General features: G+C 59.7%; 13 protein-coding genes. 6 read left to right on the top strand and 7 right to left on the bottom strand.

The annotated features are described in order from the left end of the window. Nucleotides 1-22: 22 nt before the first annotated feature. From GDA65_01605 to GDA65_01595, 3 genes are all read right to left on the bottom strand, one after another. Nucleotides 23-1,690: an ATP-binding cassette domain-containing protein gene (locus GDA65_01605; GenBank protein MBA5861396.1), complete on the bottom strand. Its 1,668-nt coding sequence runs from the start codon at nt 1,688-1,690 to the stop codon at nt 23-25. Nucleotides 1,691-1,821: 131 nt separating this feature from the next. Continuing rightward, a complete protein-coding gene (locus GDA65_01600) occupies nt 1,822-3,309 on the bottom strand; it encodes a TolC family protein (protein MBA5861395.1) in 1,488 nt (495 codons plus the stop codon). 87 nt (nt 3,310-3,396) lie between these two features. After that, the gene (locus tag GDA65_01595) at nt 3,397-4,983 is read right to left on the bottom strand and encodes a biotin/lipoyl-binding protein (protein MBA5861394.1); all 1,587 of its coding nucleotides are present in this window, start codon (nt 4,981-4,983) and stop codon (nt 3,397-3,399) included. Between the two features lie 13 nt (nt 4,984-4,996). Here GDA65_01595 and purE point away from each other — a divergent pair, with 13 nt between their 5' ends. The 3 genes from purE to GDA65_01580 all read left to right on the top strand — a co-directional run bounded on the left by purE (nt 4,997) and on the right by GDA65_01580 (nt 8,825). After that, the gene (gene purE / locus GDA65_01590) at nt 4,997-5,551 is read left to right on the top strand and encodes a 5-(carboxyamino)imidazole ribonucleotide mutase (GenBank protein ID MBA5861393.1); all 555 of its coding nucleotides are present in this window, start codon (nt 4,997-4,999) and stop codon (nt 5,549-5,551) included. Continuing rightward, a complete protein-coding gene (locus GDA65_01585; GenBank protein MBA5861392.1) occupies nt 5,548-6,714 on the top strand; it encodes a 5-(carboxyamino)imidazole ribonucleotide synthase in 1,167 nt (388 codons plus the stop codon). Before purE ends, GDA65_01585 begins: the two co-directional genes overlap by 4 nt. A gap of 179 nt (nt 6,715-6,893) precedes the next feature. After that, the gene (locus GDA65_01580; GenBank protein ID MBA5861391.1) at nt 6,894-8,825 is read left to right on the top strand and encodes a response regulator; all 1,932 of its coding nucleotides are present in this window, start codon (nt 6,894-6,896) and stop codon (nt 8,823-8,825) included. Nucleotides 8,826-8,841: 16 nt separating this feature from the next. Here the strand turns inward: GDA65_01580 and GDA65_01575 are convergent, their stop codons facing one another. From GDA65_01575 to GDA65_01560, 4 genes are all read right to left on the bottom strand, one after another. Next, nucleotides 8,842-9,546, bottom strand: a complete 705-nt coding sequence (locus tag GDA65_01575; GenBank protein ID MBA5861390.1) for a rhomboid family intramembrane serine protease — start codon at nt 9,544-9,546, stop codon at nt 8,842-8,844. A 22-nt stretch (nt 9,547-9,568) separates the two neighbouring features. Then, nucleotides 9,569-10,426: a phosphoesterase gene (locus GDA65_01570; GenBank protein MBA5861389.1), complete on the bottom strand. Its 858-nt coding sequence runs from the start codon at nt 10,424-10,426 to the stop codon at nt 9,569-9,571. 95 nt (nt 10,427-10,521) lie between these two features. Further along, entirely contained in the window at nt 10,522-11,577 is a 1,056-nt protein-coding gene (locus GDA65_01565) for a TIGR00730 family Rossman fold protein (GenBank protein ID MBA5861388.1), read from the bottom strand. A 101-nt stretch (nt 11,578-11,678) separates the two neighbouring features. Beyond that, nucleotides 11,679-12,455 carry a CBS domain-containing protein gene (locus tag GDA65_01560; GenBank protein ID MBA5861387.1) on the bottom strand — a complete coding sequence of 259 codons (777 nt, stop codon included), beginning with the start codon at nt 12,453-12,455 and terminating at the stop codon, nt 11,679-11,681. Between the two features lie 161 nt (nt 12,456-12,616). Between GDA65_01560 and GDA65_01555 the strand changes: the two genes are divergently transcribed. Genes GDA65_01555 through maf form a run of 3 tightly spaced genes read left to right on the top strand, consistent with a single transcriptional unit; the run spans nt 12,617 to nt 15,948 of the window. Then, on the top strand, nt 12,617-14,131 hold the full coding sequence (locus GDA65_01555; protein ID MBA5861386.1) for a DUF692 family protein: 1,515 nt from the start codon (nt 12,617-12,619) through the stop codon (nt 14,129-14,131). Beyond that, nucleotides 14,128-15,312: a hypothetical protein gene (locus tag GDA65_01550; GenBank protein ID MBA5861385.1), complete on the top strand. Its 1,185-nt coding sequence runs from the start codon at nt 14,128-14,130 to the stop codon at nt 15,310-15,312. Before GDA65_01555 ends, GDA65_01550 begins: the two co-directional genes overlap by 4 nt. 3 nt (nt 15,313-15,315) lie before the next feature. Next, nucleotides 15,316-15,948, top strand: coding sequence for a septum formation protein Maf (gene maf, locus GDA65_01545; protein MBA5861384.1), 633 nt, complete (start codon nt 15,316-15,318; stop codon nt 15,946-15,948). Nucleotide 15,949 lies beyond the last annotated feature (1 nt).

Below are 15,949 nucleotides of genomic sequence, written 5' to 3'. Positions count from 1 at the left end.
CCGGTGACTGCGCGGCAACCCGCTAGTTCAACATGATCCGGCGGTCGACATGCGTGGTCAGATTGGGATCGTTCGAGACGAAGATCACCGACCAGGGTTCCTCCTTGCTGCACAGGCGGCGGAGAATCGTCTCGCGCATCGCGGGGTGCATATTGTGGAGGATGCCTTCGAAAATGAGGAGCTGCGGGCGCCCCAGGATGGCCCTCGCCACCAGGATACGCACGATGTGCGTAGGGGCGAAGATTTTTCCGGCGGAACGCACATGTGTTTTCAGGCCGTGGGGCAAGGCATCGACCTCTTCTTCGAGTTCCGTGAAGCGCAGCGCCCATCGCACGTCGCTGTAGGGAATGTAGTCACGTCCGAGCACAATGTTTTCTTCCAGCGTCCCCTCGAACAGGGAGAGTTGTGAATCCAGAATGAATCCTCTGAAGCGATTGACGGAGTCCAGATTGAGGTGCCGGAGATCAACGCCGTTGTAGCGGATGACGCCGGCGGTGGGCGATTCCAGCCCGCCGAGCACCCGGGCCAGCGCGGTTTTGGCCATCGTCGTATCTGCATAAATGCCGATTTTTTCACCCGGTGTCACTTCCAGGTTGAAGTGCTCAAATACAGGCGGGCCATCGGCGGGCGCAAAGGTGAGCTCTTTGCAGGTGACTCGAATACCGTGAACCGTCGGATCAGGCAGGGGAATGGACAGTGTGGCGGCGTCCTGATCTTTAGGCAGCGAGAAGAGAAAGCTTAATTCGGTCAGGGCGGTCAGGAAATAATAAATATGCCCCATGCGCTTCACGACGCCGTCGAAGCTAGAGAGGATACCGCTCACCACGACCTCGGCAGCGACAAATTGTCCGAGTGTGAGCTGGCCGATTCCCAGGAGCCAGCCCGCCGTCGCGATGAGACCGCTATGGACGATCGCCTGCCATCCCAGAGAGCCCAGGTATTGCCGGATGAGGATTCCGAATCGGGTTCTGCGCACGCCGACATACGTATCCAGGAGCTGATCCGTCTTTTTGATCAGCAGCGTCTGGCTATCGGTGGACTTAAAATGGAGCAGGTTGTAGGCAATTTCCTGGAACCAGTGCAGGGTGTCGTATTTGGCGTGTGACATGTCCATGTCGGCCTTCAGCCCGCCGTGACTCATGAGGAAAAACACGACATTGAACCCGACCAGCAGGATCGCGTTAAACAGCAAGAAGTAGGGGTGGTAGAACACAAGGATGGTCATGCCGACCGCCCCGCCCACGATGACGTTGATCAAGTCGACCAGCAGAACCGAAACGGCCCGCTGCATAAGAATGGTTTCGACGAAGTAATTGGCGAATCGCGGCTTGAATCCCTGATAGCGCAGGTGCGGGAGCTGCTGCGCCATGGCAATGGCGACCCGGGCAAAAATGCGCCGCTCCAACACTTCGACGGCATAGTATTGGAGGGCCCGGAAGGCCCCGACGAAGAGCAGGCCCGCCACCATGACCGCGGCCAGAGTGACAATGGTGATGGGCTGCAGCGCGAAGGCGAAGGTGTTGACGAGTTCTTGGACGGTGAGGGGGACGATCAGCGAAAAGAGCCCGATGGCGATCGAATAGGAGCCGATAAGGCCGAGGATGCGCCGCTCGAGACGAAACAGGAGACCCAGATGGCCGACGACCGCTTGGAACAGATTGCTTTGGTTGTCGGAATGATCCTGGGCCATCCTACTACCCCTGCCACCTGTCACCAAGCCGCCGGACTTGCTGTGGCGACCGCCGGTTGATGCCGTATCGGCGACCTGTCCGCGCAGGCCTGCACCAGCTAAAACCTATCAGAGCGTACCGCAAAATACTACTATTTGGAGAAGCTCGCGCCGACCCGATAATTCACCGGCACGGCGGACGGCTGGCTCCTGGCCCAGGAGCCGGTTGCCCATTGATAGAGGGCGAGGGCCTTCTGGTAATCAGCCTTTGCCCGCACAAGTTGCATTTCCGAATCGACGGAATTCCGTTCGCGAAGGTTCACAAACAGCACGCTCGTAGCGCCCAGACTGAACCGGAAGCGTTCGCCTTCCTCCAGGGTCTTGGCCATGCGGAGCGATTCCGCGGCCGCCGCCACCCGCTCCTTCGCGCGTTCAATGGCTGACAGGGCATTGTCCACATCCACGACCACTTGCTGTTCCCGGTATTTCTGCACCAGCACCAGGCGATCGGCCTGCGCCTGGGCTTCCATCACTTCGCCGCGGCTTCTGCGTTGAAGGATCGGGATGCGCAACTCCGCTCCGAACCGATAGCCCAATCCCAACACAAATTTCTCCGGAGCTCTGGCCGGCGCCGCTTCCAGATCGAGGCTCGGCAGGAGATTATTCTTGGCGAGCTCCAGATCGATATTGTTGACCTTGGCTTCGATATCGACTTCGCGGATTTCCGGGCGATCGCTTTTCGCTTGCAGCTTATCGGCCTTGACGATGTCTGCCGTCGGGGCCGCGGCGGGAGGAGGGAAATCCGGAACACGCTCGAGCTGCGGCGCCGTGGGCGTCTGGTTTTCCCAGAGGAACATCGACATTTTATATTGCTCCTGCTCCACGGTTCGCTGTGCGGTGATGGCGATTTCACGACGGCGCTGAACCTCCTGCCCTGCCTCGACGACGTCGAGGGGCGCCACGGCTCCGGCCTTGGCTCTGCCCTCGACCTGCCGCAACCGTTCCTCCGCGACGCCGAGGGCCCGGCGTTGCACGTCCACAAACTTGGCGGCCGAGACCCAATCCCAGAATTGGCTCGCAGCGGCCAGAAAGAGATCCTGTCTCGTTTGCGAAATTTTGACCTCGGCGCGAGGATCAGCCAGTTCCGAACGCTGTAGTTCCGCGTTCTCCGGGTTGATCATGAGACCTTTCAGGAGGGGTAGAAAGCCGCCGAGAATGACCTGCTGGCCGTTTCCAAAGGCGAGGTCCGGGATCTTCGCGTCCCCGATGGCCTGCCGAATGCCTGCGCTCCCCCGGAATCCCCATGGGGTCCGCGCTTCGACCAGAGTGTCGTTAAATCCCACGCTTTGAGTTTTGGTCGTGCCTTTGTCGATAAAGCGTTCAATCTCCGTGTCGTTCACCAAGACCGGTTCGAAAGCGCCCAGGGCCTTGAGCATTTTCCCTCGCGCTGACACCTTTTCAGTGCCGGCCCCCTTCAGGAGGGGATGGGAGCGATCGATCCACGCGAGCACCTCATTCAGAGAGAGGGGAATGGGGGGAAGGGCTTTTGACTTGGCCGCATCCTCCGCCCTGGCGCTCCCTTCCGGCAACCAGCAGAACGCACAGGCGGCAATGACCAGAATCCACGCAGAGTTCTTCATGAGACGCACTCCTTTCTGAGGTCACGAGGCAGAAATAGGGGTCGAAGGATGTCAGCGCTCCGGCATGCGCCGGTGAGGCGGGACCGGTTATTTGGCCCCGCGACCGGCTTTCGGCAGGAGGGTATCGATCAGGCTTGGAGGCCGTTCCTGGTAGTCGGGCGGGAAGAGATTGAACCGGCGCCAGAGCTCGTACCAGAGCGGGACGCGGTTGAGAATGACCCAGCCCATGGCTTTGGTGCCCTGGCGGACATGTTCTTGCGGAGGCCAGGGACGTTCTTCCAGATCGGGGACGACCCAGAAGCGGAAGTTGCCCTTGCCGTCGTCGACCTGGTCAATGACCTTGATCACACCGTTATAGGTTCCGGCCATCATTTCCGGCCAGGCCGGCAGGGGGATGGCGGGAATGCCGTAGAAGAGAATCTTGACCTTTCGGCCCACATTGAGCAACGGGGCATCGATGCCGTCGGCCACCATTTCAAGGGCCCTGTCTACGCTGTTCGGCGAAATTCTGACGAGTTTTTCTCCGGGCCGCACGGTTTCGCCGGCGCCCGCCTGCGCCATTTTTACGACGGTGCCATCGATGGGGGAGAGAATGCGGCTGGCCACCCGCCGTTGATTGGCGTTGGAGAGACGCAGGGACACGTCCGCAACCTGATCGGCGGCTCGCGCCGCTTCTCCGATCGAGGCATCCCGCGCCGCTTCTGCGTCAAGGAGACGCTGAAGAACTTCTGCGCTCACCTGTTCCCGTCCGAAACTCAAGGCCTTCATGCTCTGTTCGGCCGCGCTCAAGTTGGCCTGCGCGCCCTGCAGGTCGGCCTTGCTGGCCAGCGCGGATTGAATTGTGAGTTCCAGTTCGCGCTGAGAGACCAGGCCCTGCTGCGCCAGTTGCTGATGCCGCTCCACATTGAGTTCGGCTGTGGCCACGGCGATCTTTGACGCTTCGATTTTTTGCCGCGCCTCGCGCACCTTGCTTTCCGCCTCCAACACCCGCGCGCCCGCCGAAGGCACGGCCGCTTTCACGAGGTTCTGCATTTCTTTGATTCGTTTATCGAGCTGATCGGCGCGACTGAGGGCGGCTTTCCGGGTATCCTCCAGCGCCTGCTTCCGTTGTTCGAGAAGGTTCAAGAGATCCGGGGCCATAAAGTTCGGGTCGTAGTCGTCGAGTTCGAGGATGACGTCGCCTGCTTTGACACGCACCCCTTCGAAGATGTGCCACTTTCTGATGCGGCCGGTAATCTGCGCCTCGATGTCTTGCGGGCGTTCAAAGGGGGTGTAGGCGGAGAGTTGGCCGGTGACCGTAATGGTCTGGGTCCAGGGGACGAAGGCCACGATTAGCATGAAGAAGCCGACCAGAAGAATAGCCAGCCGTGACGAGAACCGAAGCCGTTCTGGGATTTGGACGGCTTCCCAGGACTGGAGCCTGGTCGAGGTCGCCAGGTCGTCGACGGCCATTTCATCCAGGCCTGTCCGCTGGGTGACGAGGGAGCGGAATCGGGTTTTGAGTCCCTCACGGATACGCTGCACGTGACCCCTCCGGGCGCAAGAACACGTAGGCGTATCATAGTGGAAGACAAAGGAGTTGGTCAATTCAATGAGGGGTTCCGTCGGGGATCGGCTTGACCCCTCCACTGGAGAACGGCTATGGTTCGCCGCATCATTCTTTCTTTCAGCCAGAGGTGTGGTGTCCATGCCGAAGAACAAGAAAGCGGGTCGGGCGTTGGTCGGGGTATTGGGCGGTAGCACATCGGACTTCCCCATTCTTGAAAAGGCCGTGGCCATGTTGAAGGAGCTGGGGATTTCCAATGAGCTGCTCGTGGTGTCGGCCCATCGTACCCCGGATCGCCTCTTCGCCTATGCGGAACAGGCTGTGGCGCGGGGGATTCAAGTCATCATTGCCGGCGCCGGAGGGGCGGCTCACCTTCCCGGAATGGTGGCGGCAAAGACATCGTTACCGGTCATCGGGGTGCCGATTCCCACCGAAAATCTTCGCGGGTTAGATTCCCTGCTGTCGATCGTCCAGATGCCCAGAGGAATTCCGGTCGCGACAGTCGCAATCGGGGGCGCTGAAAACGCGGCCATCCTGGCGGCGCAAATTCTGGGAGTACAATCCGTCTTGATCAGGCAACGCGTCGAACGATTCCGCGCCGCTCAAACACAAGCGGTTCTCGATTCCCAGGACGACGCCCGATTGTCTCCTCCCTTTCCGACGCCACGCAGCGCCAGGACGAGCCGCCAGCCGTGAACGTACCAGTGATCGATCCCGGCTCGACCCTGGGTGTGCTCGGAGGCGGGCAACTCGGCGCAATGTTCGCCACCGCTGCCCGCCGCATGGGGTACGCGATCACCGTCTGGGATCCCGATCCTGAAGCGCCTGCCCACCGGATTGCCGATCATTCCCTCATTCATCCCTTCACGGACGCCGACGCGCGTGCAGAATTTACCCGTCGCGTCCGTGCTGTGACCTATGAATGGGAAAACGTGCCGGCTGACCTTTGCGAACAATTGGAGCGTGACCTGCCGGTGCGTCCTTCGAGCCGTGTGCTGCGTGTGATTCAGGACCGCATCGAACAGAAGACGTTTTTGCGGACTCACGGGCTGGCCGTGCCGGCCTTTTCCGCTCTGTCATCGCCGGATGACCTCGGCCGTCAGTCCATACCCTCGTATCCGCTGGTCTGTAAAACCGCTACCGCCGGCTATGACGGCAAGGGGCAGTGGAAAATCCTTCGAGCGGAGGATTGTCTTGCGGTGCAGCAGGAGTTGGCTCGGAACACGAGGCCGGATTCACGATGGATTCTGGAAGAATGGCTTCCGTTCGAACGCGAGCTGTCGATTCTGGTCGTGCGAGGGGCCGACGGCGCTTCACAGACTTATCCATTGGTCGAGAACGTCCATGAGGACGGGATTCTTCGCCAAACGATTGTACCGGCAGACGTGCCGGAATGGGTCGCCGGTCTGGCCGGTAGGATGGCTCGCGAGGCGGTGCAAGTTTTGGATGGGGTGGGTGTGTTTTGCGTCGAAGTATTCCTCATGGCTGACGGACGGTTGGTGATCAACGAAATCGCACCCAGGCCGCATAATTCCGGACACTACACCCTGGATGCCTGCACCGTCTCGCAGTTCGAACAACAGGTGCGGACACTCTGCGGCCTGCCGCTGGGAGAAGTCCGATTGCTCAGTCCTGCCGTGATGCTGAACCTCATCGGTGACGATGTTCGACTGGTGACGCACTCCCCCTCAGCGCACGATCTCCTGCGTGTGCCTGGCGCGATTGTCCACCTGTATGGAAAACGCACAATTCGACCAAAGCGGAAAATGGGCCACATTTCATTCCTCGCTCCTACGCGCGCGGAGGCCCTCACCGCCGCGTCGACCTTCCGCTCGCGCTGTGTTCCGCCTCGACCCTAAGAAAGCGACAGCCACGACGATGATCCGGCGGGGTACACGGCTGGATATTGTCCATTCCTTTCGATTGAAGTTGTTCGGCCGGTCTGAGACTGTCCGTTTTTGTGAGACGAGGAGAGTTCACCGGCCGTTCATGGCCATCCTTCATTTTCCTCTCCCTGAAATTGCGATGACTTGCCACAATGGAAAGACGGTATGGGACTTGCTGCCTTCCAGACTCGTTCCACAGTCTTCTCTTGAGGGCAGGCACAGCGGTGAGCGTTCCACTTTCCTCCGAACTCGATCAAACCGGGCGGCATCCCACCATGCGAGGATTGGGCCGGTGGCTCTCCCATTCGCGGGTTCGGGTGATGTTTCTGCAGAGTCTCGTGGCCGGCATCCTGTCGTACGAATTGCTGGTCAGTAACGAGACGGTCTATGGGCAGACCGTCAGCCGGATGGTGGCACTTGGACTGATGCTGATCAGCGCCGGAATCATGTTGTTGCCGAAGACGGCGTTAGAGAGCGCCTGGTTTCCCGGCGCCTTGATTAGCATCAATACGTTGCTCGTGACGGGAACCATTTATCTCTCGGGTAACGCCAGCTCGGAACTGTATCTCACCTATTTTCTTCTGCTTCTGATTGCCTCATCTTCGCCATCCATCAAACACCTGCTCGGCCTCTCGGTCATCATCTGTGCCGGGTACGGTGTCCTGGTGTATGAACATGCCATGCAATCCGGCACCCTTGCGGTCGGGCATCTGCTTGGCATTCCTGTCTTGCTGATCATGTCGGTGTTTTACGGCCTTACTCTTGAAACGGTCGCAGTCGAGCGGCGGCGGAACCGTCTGTTGCGGGAGGATGTGCAAGGGTTGAAGCAGTCCGAGCAGGTCCTGGAGGAACGGCGCACGCAACTGGAAACCCGTGTGCAAGGGTTAAAGCAGGGTTTGTCCCGCGCGAATCAGGAGATCCGCCAAGGCAGGGTGGAACGCACCGGCCTGGAGCGGCAGTTGCGGGAGGCGCAAAAGTTCGAAGCGATGGGCCGCCTGGCTTCCAGGCTGGCGCATGAATTCAACCAGGTGTTGGAAGTGATCGGCGCTCAGACCGGAGCCATGGTCTCCAGGCTGAAACCCGATGATCCGCTGCATGGGCCGGTGGAGGCTATTTTCCGGAGCGGGGAGCGTGCCGCAACTCTGACGGCGCAACTGCTCGCCCTGGGGGCGCACGAAACGACCATTCGCGACACGTTATCGCTTGGCGCGGTGATGGTGTCGATGCGTGAGACGCTTCAAGGTCTGCTTCCCGGACGGATTGATATGCGGGTGCCTGACGAGTCCACGCCCGTATTGGTGGAGATCGGGCATGACCGGTTGGAGTGTCTGTTGTTACACTTGGTCGCCAATGCGCGGGATGCTATGCCGAGTAGCGGACGGGTCGAGATCTCGCTGGAGGTCGTGACCGGAGAGTTGTTGCCGGCTGAGCAACTGGAAAAGAATCCCCGCAAGCGTATGGCGCGGATTGCTGTGAGCGATAGTGGCGGCGGGATGAATCTGGATGTCCAGGCCCAGATGTTTGAGCCGTTCTTTTCGACCAAGGAGACTCATGCCGGTCTGGGGCTCACGCTGGTGTATGGGATCGTGCGTCAATCCGGAGGGACGGTTGAAGTACAGAGCCAGCCCGGACAAGGCACCACGGTACGTGTCTATCTGCCCCTGGTTGAGCGTAACGGGGTGCTGCGGGACACGAGGGTTCTCCCCGAAGCGCTGTCGAAAGGCGCTGAAACGGTACTGCTCGTTGAGGAAAATGAAATCGCCAGAAAACTGGCGCTCTCGACGCTGCACTGCCATCGCTACCATGTGCTCGAAGCGGGGTCGGCGGTGGAGGCCTTGCTCGTGGCCCAACAATACCAGGGGCCGATTCACCTCACGGTCAGCCATCTCTCGCTCCCGGAAATCAGCGGCCGGGAGCTGGCCAAGCGGCTGGTGCAACAACATCCAAAGATGAAGGCATTGTTCGTGTCAGGATTTTCTGACGAAACGATCGCCAGTCATCGGGTGAATAAAAAGTATTTCCTGCAGCAGCCGTATCGCCAGCACGACCTGGCCGGAAAAGTCCGCGAATTGTTGGATGTCTGAGAGATGGCTTGCGGAGTTAGTATCGCCAGGACTCGGTGCGGCCTGGCTTGAAAAATCGCACGTCCGGCCGCTTGAAGAAGCCGATTAGCAGCATTCCCGCAATGAACCCGCCGATGTGCGCAAAGAACGCCACGCCTCCTCCTTGCGATCCCAGGCTCGCGCCGCCGTTCAGCAGCTGCATGACAAACCACAAGCCCAGCACGATGCCGGCCGGCACATAGGTTGTCCCCACCACGGGGGCAATCAGCAAGACGCGGGCATGGGGAAAGAGCAGCAAATAAGCGCCCAGTACTCCTGAAATCGCTCCGCTTGCGCCGACCATCGGAACCGTGGACGTCGGGTCGGTCAACGCGTGGCTCAACGCCGCCAGGATTCCACATCCCACATAAAAGACGATAAATCTGCCGTGCCCCATGATGTCTTCGATGTTGTTGCCGAAGACCCAGAGGTAGAGCATGTTGCCGATCAGGTGCATCCAGCTGCCGTGCAGAAACATGCTGGTGAGAATGGTCGCATAGGCGGGAATGGTCGCAATTTCCCGGGGGAGGGATGCCTGGCCGAACACGATGGAGGGGATGGCCCCATATTGATAGACGAAGGTTTCGCCGGAAGCCGACCCTAATGAACTTTGGTACAGGAAGACGAGTGAACAGGCGACGATGAAGGCAACCGTGACGGCGGGGGTGCGTTCGGTCGGGTTGTCGTCACTCAGGGGTAGCATGGTGACACCTGGTCGAAGAAGGCTATGAAGCTGCCGGTCGTGGAAGCCGGGGATTCGACGAGGGGACACCGTCGGCTTGCAGCGGAACCGAAAAGCCGGCCGCGTGGGTATGGCCGCCGCCGCCAAAGGACGCGGCGATCGCGCCGACATCGGTGCCATCCTCGCGGGAACGCATACTGAAGTATCGGCGACCGTTGCGATCATGCCAGATCACGCAGAACGGATGGTCGGCGGACAACCGTTCGCCGATTTGACTGGTGAGGACCGAGCTGTGGACCGACGGAACCATGGCGCCTTCGAACCGAACCAGCGTCGCGTGCGAGGCCAGTTTTGTGACGAGTTCGTTTTCGTAGCGGAGAATGGCCCGGCCTTCCCGTTCGAGCTCCTGTTGTTCGAAACGGGTCCAGAGGTTGAAGTCGAACGGGTAGGACGCCAGGGCGGCGCTGATTTCACGGCTGTGTGGAAGCGCCCACTGCCATAAATCCTTGTCTTGGATGTAACGCAGCAACCAGGGCGCCGGTTCATCGTGGGCCCATTCCCAGCCCAGTACTGCGCCCGACTTGTTGAGGTCGAAGTAGGCATAGGGGAGGTCAGCCAGCGCCTGCTCGGCTGTGATGTGGTGGTCCAGCACGACCAGGCTGGCCGCGTCCTTGGCCATGGCTTCAAGCGTCGACCGGTTGTAACTGAAATCCACCATGACAATGTGATGGTTGGTGAGATTGGCCGGCGGTGCTTCGCCGTGCTTCACCGGGCGGTACTCCGCTTCAGGATAACGACGCCAGATGGCCCAGGCGGCGCCGAAACCATCCGCACATTCGGCGTGATAGAGGATCAACGTGGGAGGAAAGGAAGACAGCGTTCGCATGGTGGCTGCGCTCATAGGCTGCCCACCTTAGCATGTCCGTTCATGGAGACTAAAGGGCTATCTCAGGAGACGGGCGAGCCGGATTGGCTACCGGCATCGCCTGAATTCACTTATGCAGTCGCCGGTAGGTGGTTGAGGTGATTGATCAATTGCCGGAGGCGGCCCGCATTGCGGCGATTGAAGGAAAAGGTCAATCGTGCGAGGTCCTTCAAGCCCGGCTCATCGATCTCTTCCGGAAGCGACGGCCGTTGCTCAAACGTGCCTTCCGTCAGCATATCCTTGAATTGACGCTGCACCTCTTCGACTTGCTCCGCCGTCAATGGAGTTTTGAGTCTGATAGCGAGCTGGCGTCCAACGAATCGCAGGGAGTGATAACGCCGATAGAACGTGCGGATTTCCGTGACCGCATCCTCCACGTTATCGACGATGGTGAAGAGGGCGAGATCTTCAGCATTGATCAGGCGGCGCTGCAACAGTTGTTCGGCAATAAATGAGTTCCAGTGGCTCCAATAGTCGCAGCCGGGAGCCTGAAGGCACACGATCGGCTTCGGATCGCTCTTGCCGGTTTGCACGAGGGTCAGGATTTCAAACCCCTCGTCATGGGTGCCGAACCCGCCTGGAAATAGAGCGATCGCGTGTGATTCTTTCTGAAACATGAGCTTGCGGGTGAAAAAATACTTAAAGGTGACGAGTTTGGGATCATCGGCGATGACGGCATTGGCGCCCTGTTCAAAGGGCAGCATGATGTTGACGCCAAAACTATGTTCGCGGCCGGCGCCTTCCTGCGAAGCCCGCATAATGCCGTCGGCCCCGCCGGTGATGGTCATGTAGCCTTCCTCCACCATTCGCCGGGCAAACTGAAACGCCAGTTGGTAGTTCGGATCGTCGGCGGGTGTGCGGGCTGAGCCGAATACGCTGATTTTCAAGCGATCTCGATAGCCTTGAAATACCCGGAAGGCATGCCGCAGTTCTTTGAGCGCCCGGTTGACGATTTTCAGGTCCAGGACATCCAATTGCGATTCAGACAGCCGGATGACGCCCGCGAGGATTTCTTTCATGAGCGCGGCCTGAACATCGTCGTCCGGGCGATCGAGAAGGGCGGTAATTTGTGTGAGAATTTCGTCTTTGGTCGGAACCGGTTTGGAACGCGGGGCAGGACTTTTCATGAATGACCACCTACAGCACGGTAAACTCCGGACGGGTATCGCCGGAGAATGAAATCATAACAAGCCGGGGAGCTCGAAGCAAAAGATTCATCGGAGGATGCTTAGGAGAGGTCCGAGGCGCGCGGCAGGTTCTGCAACACCCACGCACGAATTTTCGATTCGTCGGTAGACGGCATGGGAGTGAATTGAATGTCGACCCCAGGATAGGTTCCGAGCATGCTCCGGTCTTCGTGGAATTCCGGCTCGTAACTGCTGGTGAGAATGGTGCCTTGCAGAGAGAAGCTCAAATCCGATCCGGGTAGAATGAACGATAGCACGATGCTCGTGCCGGGAAGCAGCAACGTGCGGCTCTCGATCGACGCGCCGACATGGCTGAGTTGCCGGATCGTGGCGGTGTGTTTTGCGCCTTCGCCCTCGCCGTTGGTTACGCGAACAGTTGCGGGAAGGCAGGTCTCGCAGCGTTTCGGCGCCAGGGCCAGGTCTCGTGCCGTCAGGATGCCGACCGGTTGCCCTTGTTTGGTGACGATTAGGAGAGACGTGCCAGTGGAGGCCATGACGCTGGTGGCGTCGTCAAGAATCTGGTCAGATTCGACAGAATGGACGGGCTTCGACATGATGGACCGCACTTCCACATCGTGCGGTTCAAGCCCCTGGGCGACGACTTTTTTCACGATGTCGCCGGAGGTCATGATGCCGAACGCGGCCTCGCCGTCCTTGACCAGCAGGCAGGGCATCTGTTCCCGATCGAGGAGCGAGGCGGCCTCGCTGACAGAGACATCCCCGGGAATCTGTACCACGCCGGGTGTCATCATATGGGCCACCATAGGAGTTGTGGAACGAGTCGGTTTGTCGCGGAGCATGGAGCCGGTTTTTGTCATGGTGTAAGCCTATTTCTCGCCGTGAGAGGGGCTAACGGTGCGGCCCGGCGACCACCACGTCGAAAGAAAGTATATCAGATGGATGTGCCGGACCCGTTTCTCCATCTTCCCTTGTCAACCAAGAGGTTAGGCGCTTAGACTGCACATGAACTATAGTCACTATGATTGTTCCAAAATATGCCAATTGCGGTCTGATGAAAAGCGAATTCACACAACGTGCGAATAACCTTCCTGCGCATGGTCTGGGGCTGTCCGTGGACGTGTATTCTCCGGATCTGCTGCACCTGGTTCAGGCGCTCCGTGATACGGACTTGGAGCCGGGATACCTGGAAGTGTTCAAAGCGACGACATCTGCTCTGCAGTGGGTGCGGCGGCAACTGCCGGATATCAAGCTCTCCTACCATGGTGAGGGCTTGTGGAGTACGCAACCGGAGTTCCCCCGCAGTGGCTCCGGCCGACAAGGCGTGGCGGAAGCCTGTGCGCAGATCGCAGCCTTGCACAGCGCCTGGCTGAATCATGAATGCGCGACGAAACAGATGGCGGGTTATGCGGTCGGTACCTATCTGCCGCCTTTATATACGGAGTTGTCAGCCAGGATGACGGCTGAGAACGTCGCCTATCTCCAAGGCCGAGTGGATCAGCATGCACGAGAACATGTGATCGATCCGGCGCTGGTTCTCTTGGAAATGCCGCCGCTCACGTATTTCGGCTGCGGTGCGCTAGCGATTCCTGAGTTTTTCCGCGCCGTGACCGACCGGTCGGCCTGTGGCTTAGTACTGGATATCGGGCATCTGTGGACCGTGTATCGTTACACGGGGAGCTGGCGGCAACAGCGGTTGGAGGATTTCGCCGCCGAGTTCTTGGAGGCGTTTCCCATGGAGCGGGTGATCGAGATCCATGTTGCAGGACTGGCTGAATTTGCGAATCCCCGCGCGTCCGGAATCGCCGCGGGTGAGCCTGCGTTGCCATACTGGATCGATGCCCACGGGGCTCCGATTCCAGTCGTCTTGTTCGACCTGCTGGATCAAGTCCTGGCCCATCCCGGCCTGACAGCCTTAAAAGGCGTCGCGCTCGAAGTTGATACGAAGCCGATTGCGATGATCGTTGAGGAGTTCCGCCAATGTTGCGATCGGTTTGGACCAACGGTTGATGAGATGGTACACCGCGGACGCCCCGCATCGTTGCACCCGCAACGGCCGCCGATCGCCCGTCCGGTTGCGGAGATACCGTGCCTGACTCCGGAGGAACAAGCGGTTCTGCAGCACCAGTATCGGACCTACGCGCAACTCGTCACCACGCCTGCTTCTCTGCCCTCTCCGGGAGATCTGTCACTGTTGGGCGGATCGCTGGAAGATCTCAACCGGTATCGAGACACCTACCTGCCGCATGAATTACTGCATTGGGGCGGCGATGTGCACGACATGTTTCCAGAAACCTGCCGCGCTCTGGCAGGAGCGGACCTTCCGTTGGAACGGTTTGTTCCCTTCTGGTTTAGCCGGCCGAGACCTGAGCAGGAGGACTATGATTTTTTCCTGCTGAAGATCGATCGATTCGTTGAGTTTGCAACGGAGACGTGCCCGACCGTTGCCATAACCGTCCTGAATGAGGCCGAAGCGCTACGCCATGCGTATTGCGAGGCGAACGAGCCGGTCGGATCGGCCGAGGCGCGGGCATGAACTTTTGGGCGGCGTTGCCACAACCTATCTTAGGGTTGGCTCCCATGGATGGGGTGACGGATGCCGCCTTCCGTCGCGTGGTGGCCTCTCAGGGACGGCCCGACATCACCTTTACCGAGTTCACCAATGTCAATGAGATCTGCCGTGGCCCGGACCATCTGCTGTCGTCATTGATTTACAGTGAGGCCGAGCGGCCGATTGTGGCCCAACTGTATGGCAAGGATCCGGAGCAGTTTTATCGCGCGGCGCAGGTGGTCTGCGAACTCGGGTTCGACGGACTTGATATCAACATGGGCTGCCCGTCGAAGAGCGTCGCGGCTTCAGGCTCCGGGGCGGCGCTGATCAAGACGCCGGATCTGGCCCATGCCATCCTGCGGGCATCCAGACAGGGGTTGGAGGATTGGGCCGGGGGGCAATCGATTCACAGCCAGGGTTTTAAACCCTCGCGCATCGAATTTATTCATACGCTGAACTACAATCGGTGTGGCGTGCCCGTCGTTCCACGCCGGCTGCTTCCGCTCTCCATCAAGACGCGGTTGGGGTTTGATTGCGTGGTGGTTGAGCGATGGGTGGAACATTTGTTGGAAGTCCGTCCCGCAGCCATCACCGTACATGGTCGAACCTTGCAGCAGATGTATCGCGGCGCGGCCGATTGGACGGCCATTGCCGAGGCGGCCAAGCTCGCCCGTGGTACGGAGACATTGATGCTGGGCAATGGCGATGTCGGTACCTTAGTCGATGCCGTGCGGCGCGCGGCTGAGAGTAACGTGCAGGGCGTGTTGGTCGGACGAGGAACGTTGGGATCGCCCTGGTTCTTTCGGGAAAAGGAACAGGCCAGGCGAGCGTTCAGCGAGCAGGGAGACCTGTCCGCGTTGCCCGCCACCGCGTGGGAGCCGCAGGTTTCGGTGAGCCATCGCATGCAAGTCATGCTCGACCACGCCAGGCAGTATGAAGCGATCGCCGGGCTGGAACGGTTCCGGTCCATCCGGAAACATCTGGGCTGGTACTGCAAAGGATTTCCTCATGCCGCGGCGATGCGGGGCAAGATGTTCGGAGCGTCCAACGTGCAGGACGTCGAGCGGATCGTGGCCGAGTTTTGCCGGGCCCTCATGCAGTCGGAGCGAGACGCGTCTGTTCCCGTTCCGCTTGCGGCACAGACCTCTTCCGTCTCCGCTGCGTAACCCATGCGATTGATTCTCGCTTCCACCTCGCCGAGACGGCATGAATTATTGACCCTCCTGGGGCTGCCCTTCGACGTCGCGGCCCCGCCGTTTGTCGAACAGGTGGTGCCAAATAGGTCAGCCGAGCAGCAGGCAGTCGAATTTGCGGCAGGTAAGGCCAAATCCTGCATCGAGCAGTGCCCCGATGCGCTTATCCTCGGCAGCGACACCCTGATCAGCCTTGGCTCGGAGGTGCTGGGAAAGCCGGCCAATCTGGCCGATGCTGAATCCATGCTCAGGCGTATGGCCGCACAGACGCACAAAATCTTTACTGCCGTTGCGCTGGTGGGGCCCTGGCCTGAGCCCTCCGAGGTGCAGATCGCCATCGTGTCAGTCTCGATGAAACCCTTGAATGAAGAGGCCTTGTCCGCCTACCTGCTGACGGGGGACAGTCTGGGGAAGGCCGGCGCCTATTCTATTCAGGGTGGTGGTGCCGAGCTGATTGAGCGGATCGAGGGCGATTACACCGCGGCCGTGGGGTTGCCGCTGCGGCTTGTCGCTGAGATGTTGCAGCAGCGCGGCATGCCCTGTCCGGTCGACATCGAGCAGCTGTACGCCCGCACACCCTATCCCAACTGGAACCGCTTCAGTTCCTAGC

It is taken from the genome of Nitrospira sp. CR1.1 (assembly GCA_014055465.1).
Classification (GTDB): domain Bacteria; phylum Nitrospirota; class Nitrospiria; order Nitrospirales; family Nitrospiraceae; genus Nitrospira_A.
This window is presented reverse-complemented; position numbering and strand designations above follow the sequence as displayed.

What these genes read in the sequence shown, in the direction of transcription:
- GDA65_01570 (MBA5861389.1), bottom strand. Translation starts at nt 10,426, where the DNA reads ATGAGCGCAGCCACCATGCGAACGCTGTCTTCCTTTCCTCCCACGTTG.
- GDA65_01565 (MBA5861388.1), bottom strand. Translation starts at nt 11,577, where the DNA reads ATGAAAAGTCCTGCCCCGCGTTCCAAACCGGTTCCGACCAAAGACGAA.
- GDA65_01555 (MBA5861386.1), top strand. Translation starts at nt 12,617, where the DNA reads ATGATTGTTCCAAAATATGCCAATTGCGGTCTGATGAAAAGCGAATTC.
- GDA65_01580 (MBA5861391.1), top strand. Translation starts at nt 6,894, where the DNA reads ATGGAAAGACGGTATGGGACTTGCTGCCTTCCAGACTCGTTCCACAGT.
- GDA65_01560 (MBA5861387.1), bottom strand. Translation starts at nt 12,455, where the DNA reads ATGACAAAAACCGGCTCCATGCTCCGCGACAAACCGACTCGTTCCACA.
- GDA65_01600 (MBA5861395.1), bottom strand. Translation starts at nt 3,309, where the DNA reads ATGAAGAACTCTGCGTGGATTCTGGTCATTGCCGCCTGTGCGTTCTGC.
- GDA65_01575 (MBA5861390.1), bottom strand. Translation starts at nt 9,546, where the DNA reads ATGCTACCCCTGAGTGACGACAACCCGACCGAACGCACCCCCGCCGTC.
- GDA65_01605 (MBA5861396.1), bottom strand. Translation starts at nt 1,690, where the DNA reads ATGGCCCAGGATCATTCCGACAACCAAAGCAATCTGTTCCAAGCGGTC.
- GDA65_01550 (MBA5861385.1), top strand. Translation starts at nt 14,128, where the DNA reads ATGAACTTTTGGGCGGCGTTGCCACAACCTATCTTAGGGTTGGCTCCC.
- maf (MBA5861384.1), top strand. Translation starts at nt 15,316, where the DNA reads ATGCGATTGATTCTCGCTTCCACCTCGCCGAGACGGCATGAATTATTG.
- purE (MBA5861393.1), top strand. Translation starts at nt 4,997, where the DNA reads ATGCCGAAGAACAAGAAAGCGGGTCGGGCGTTGGTCGGGGTATTGGGC.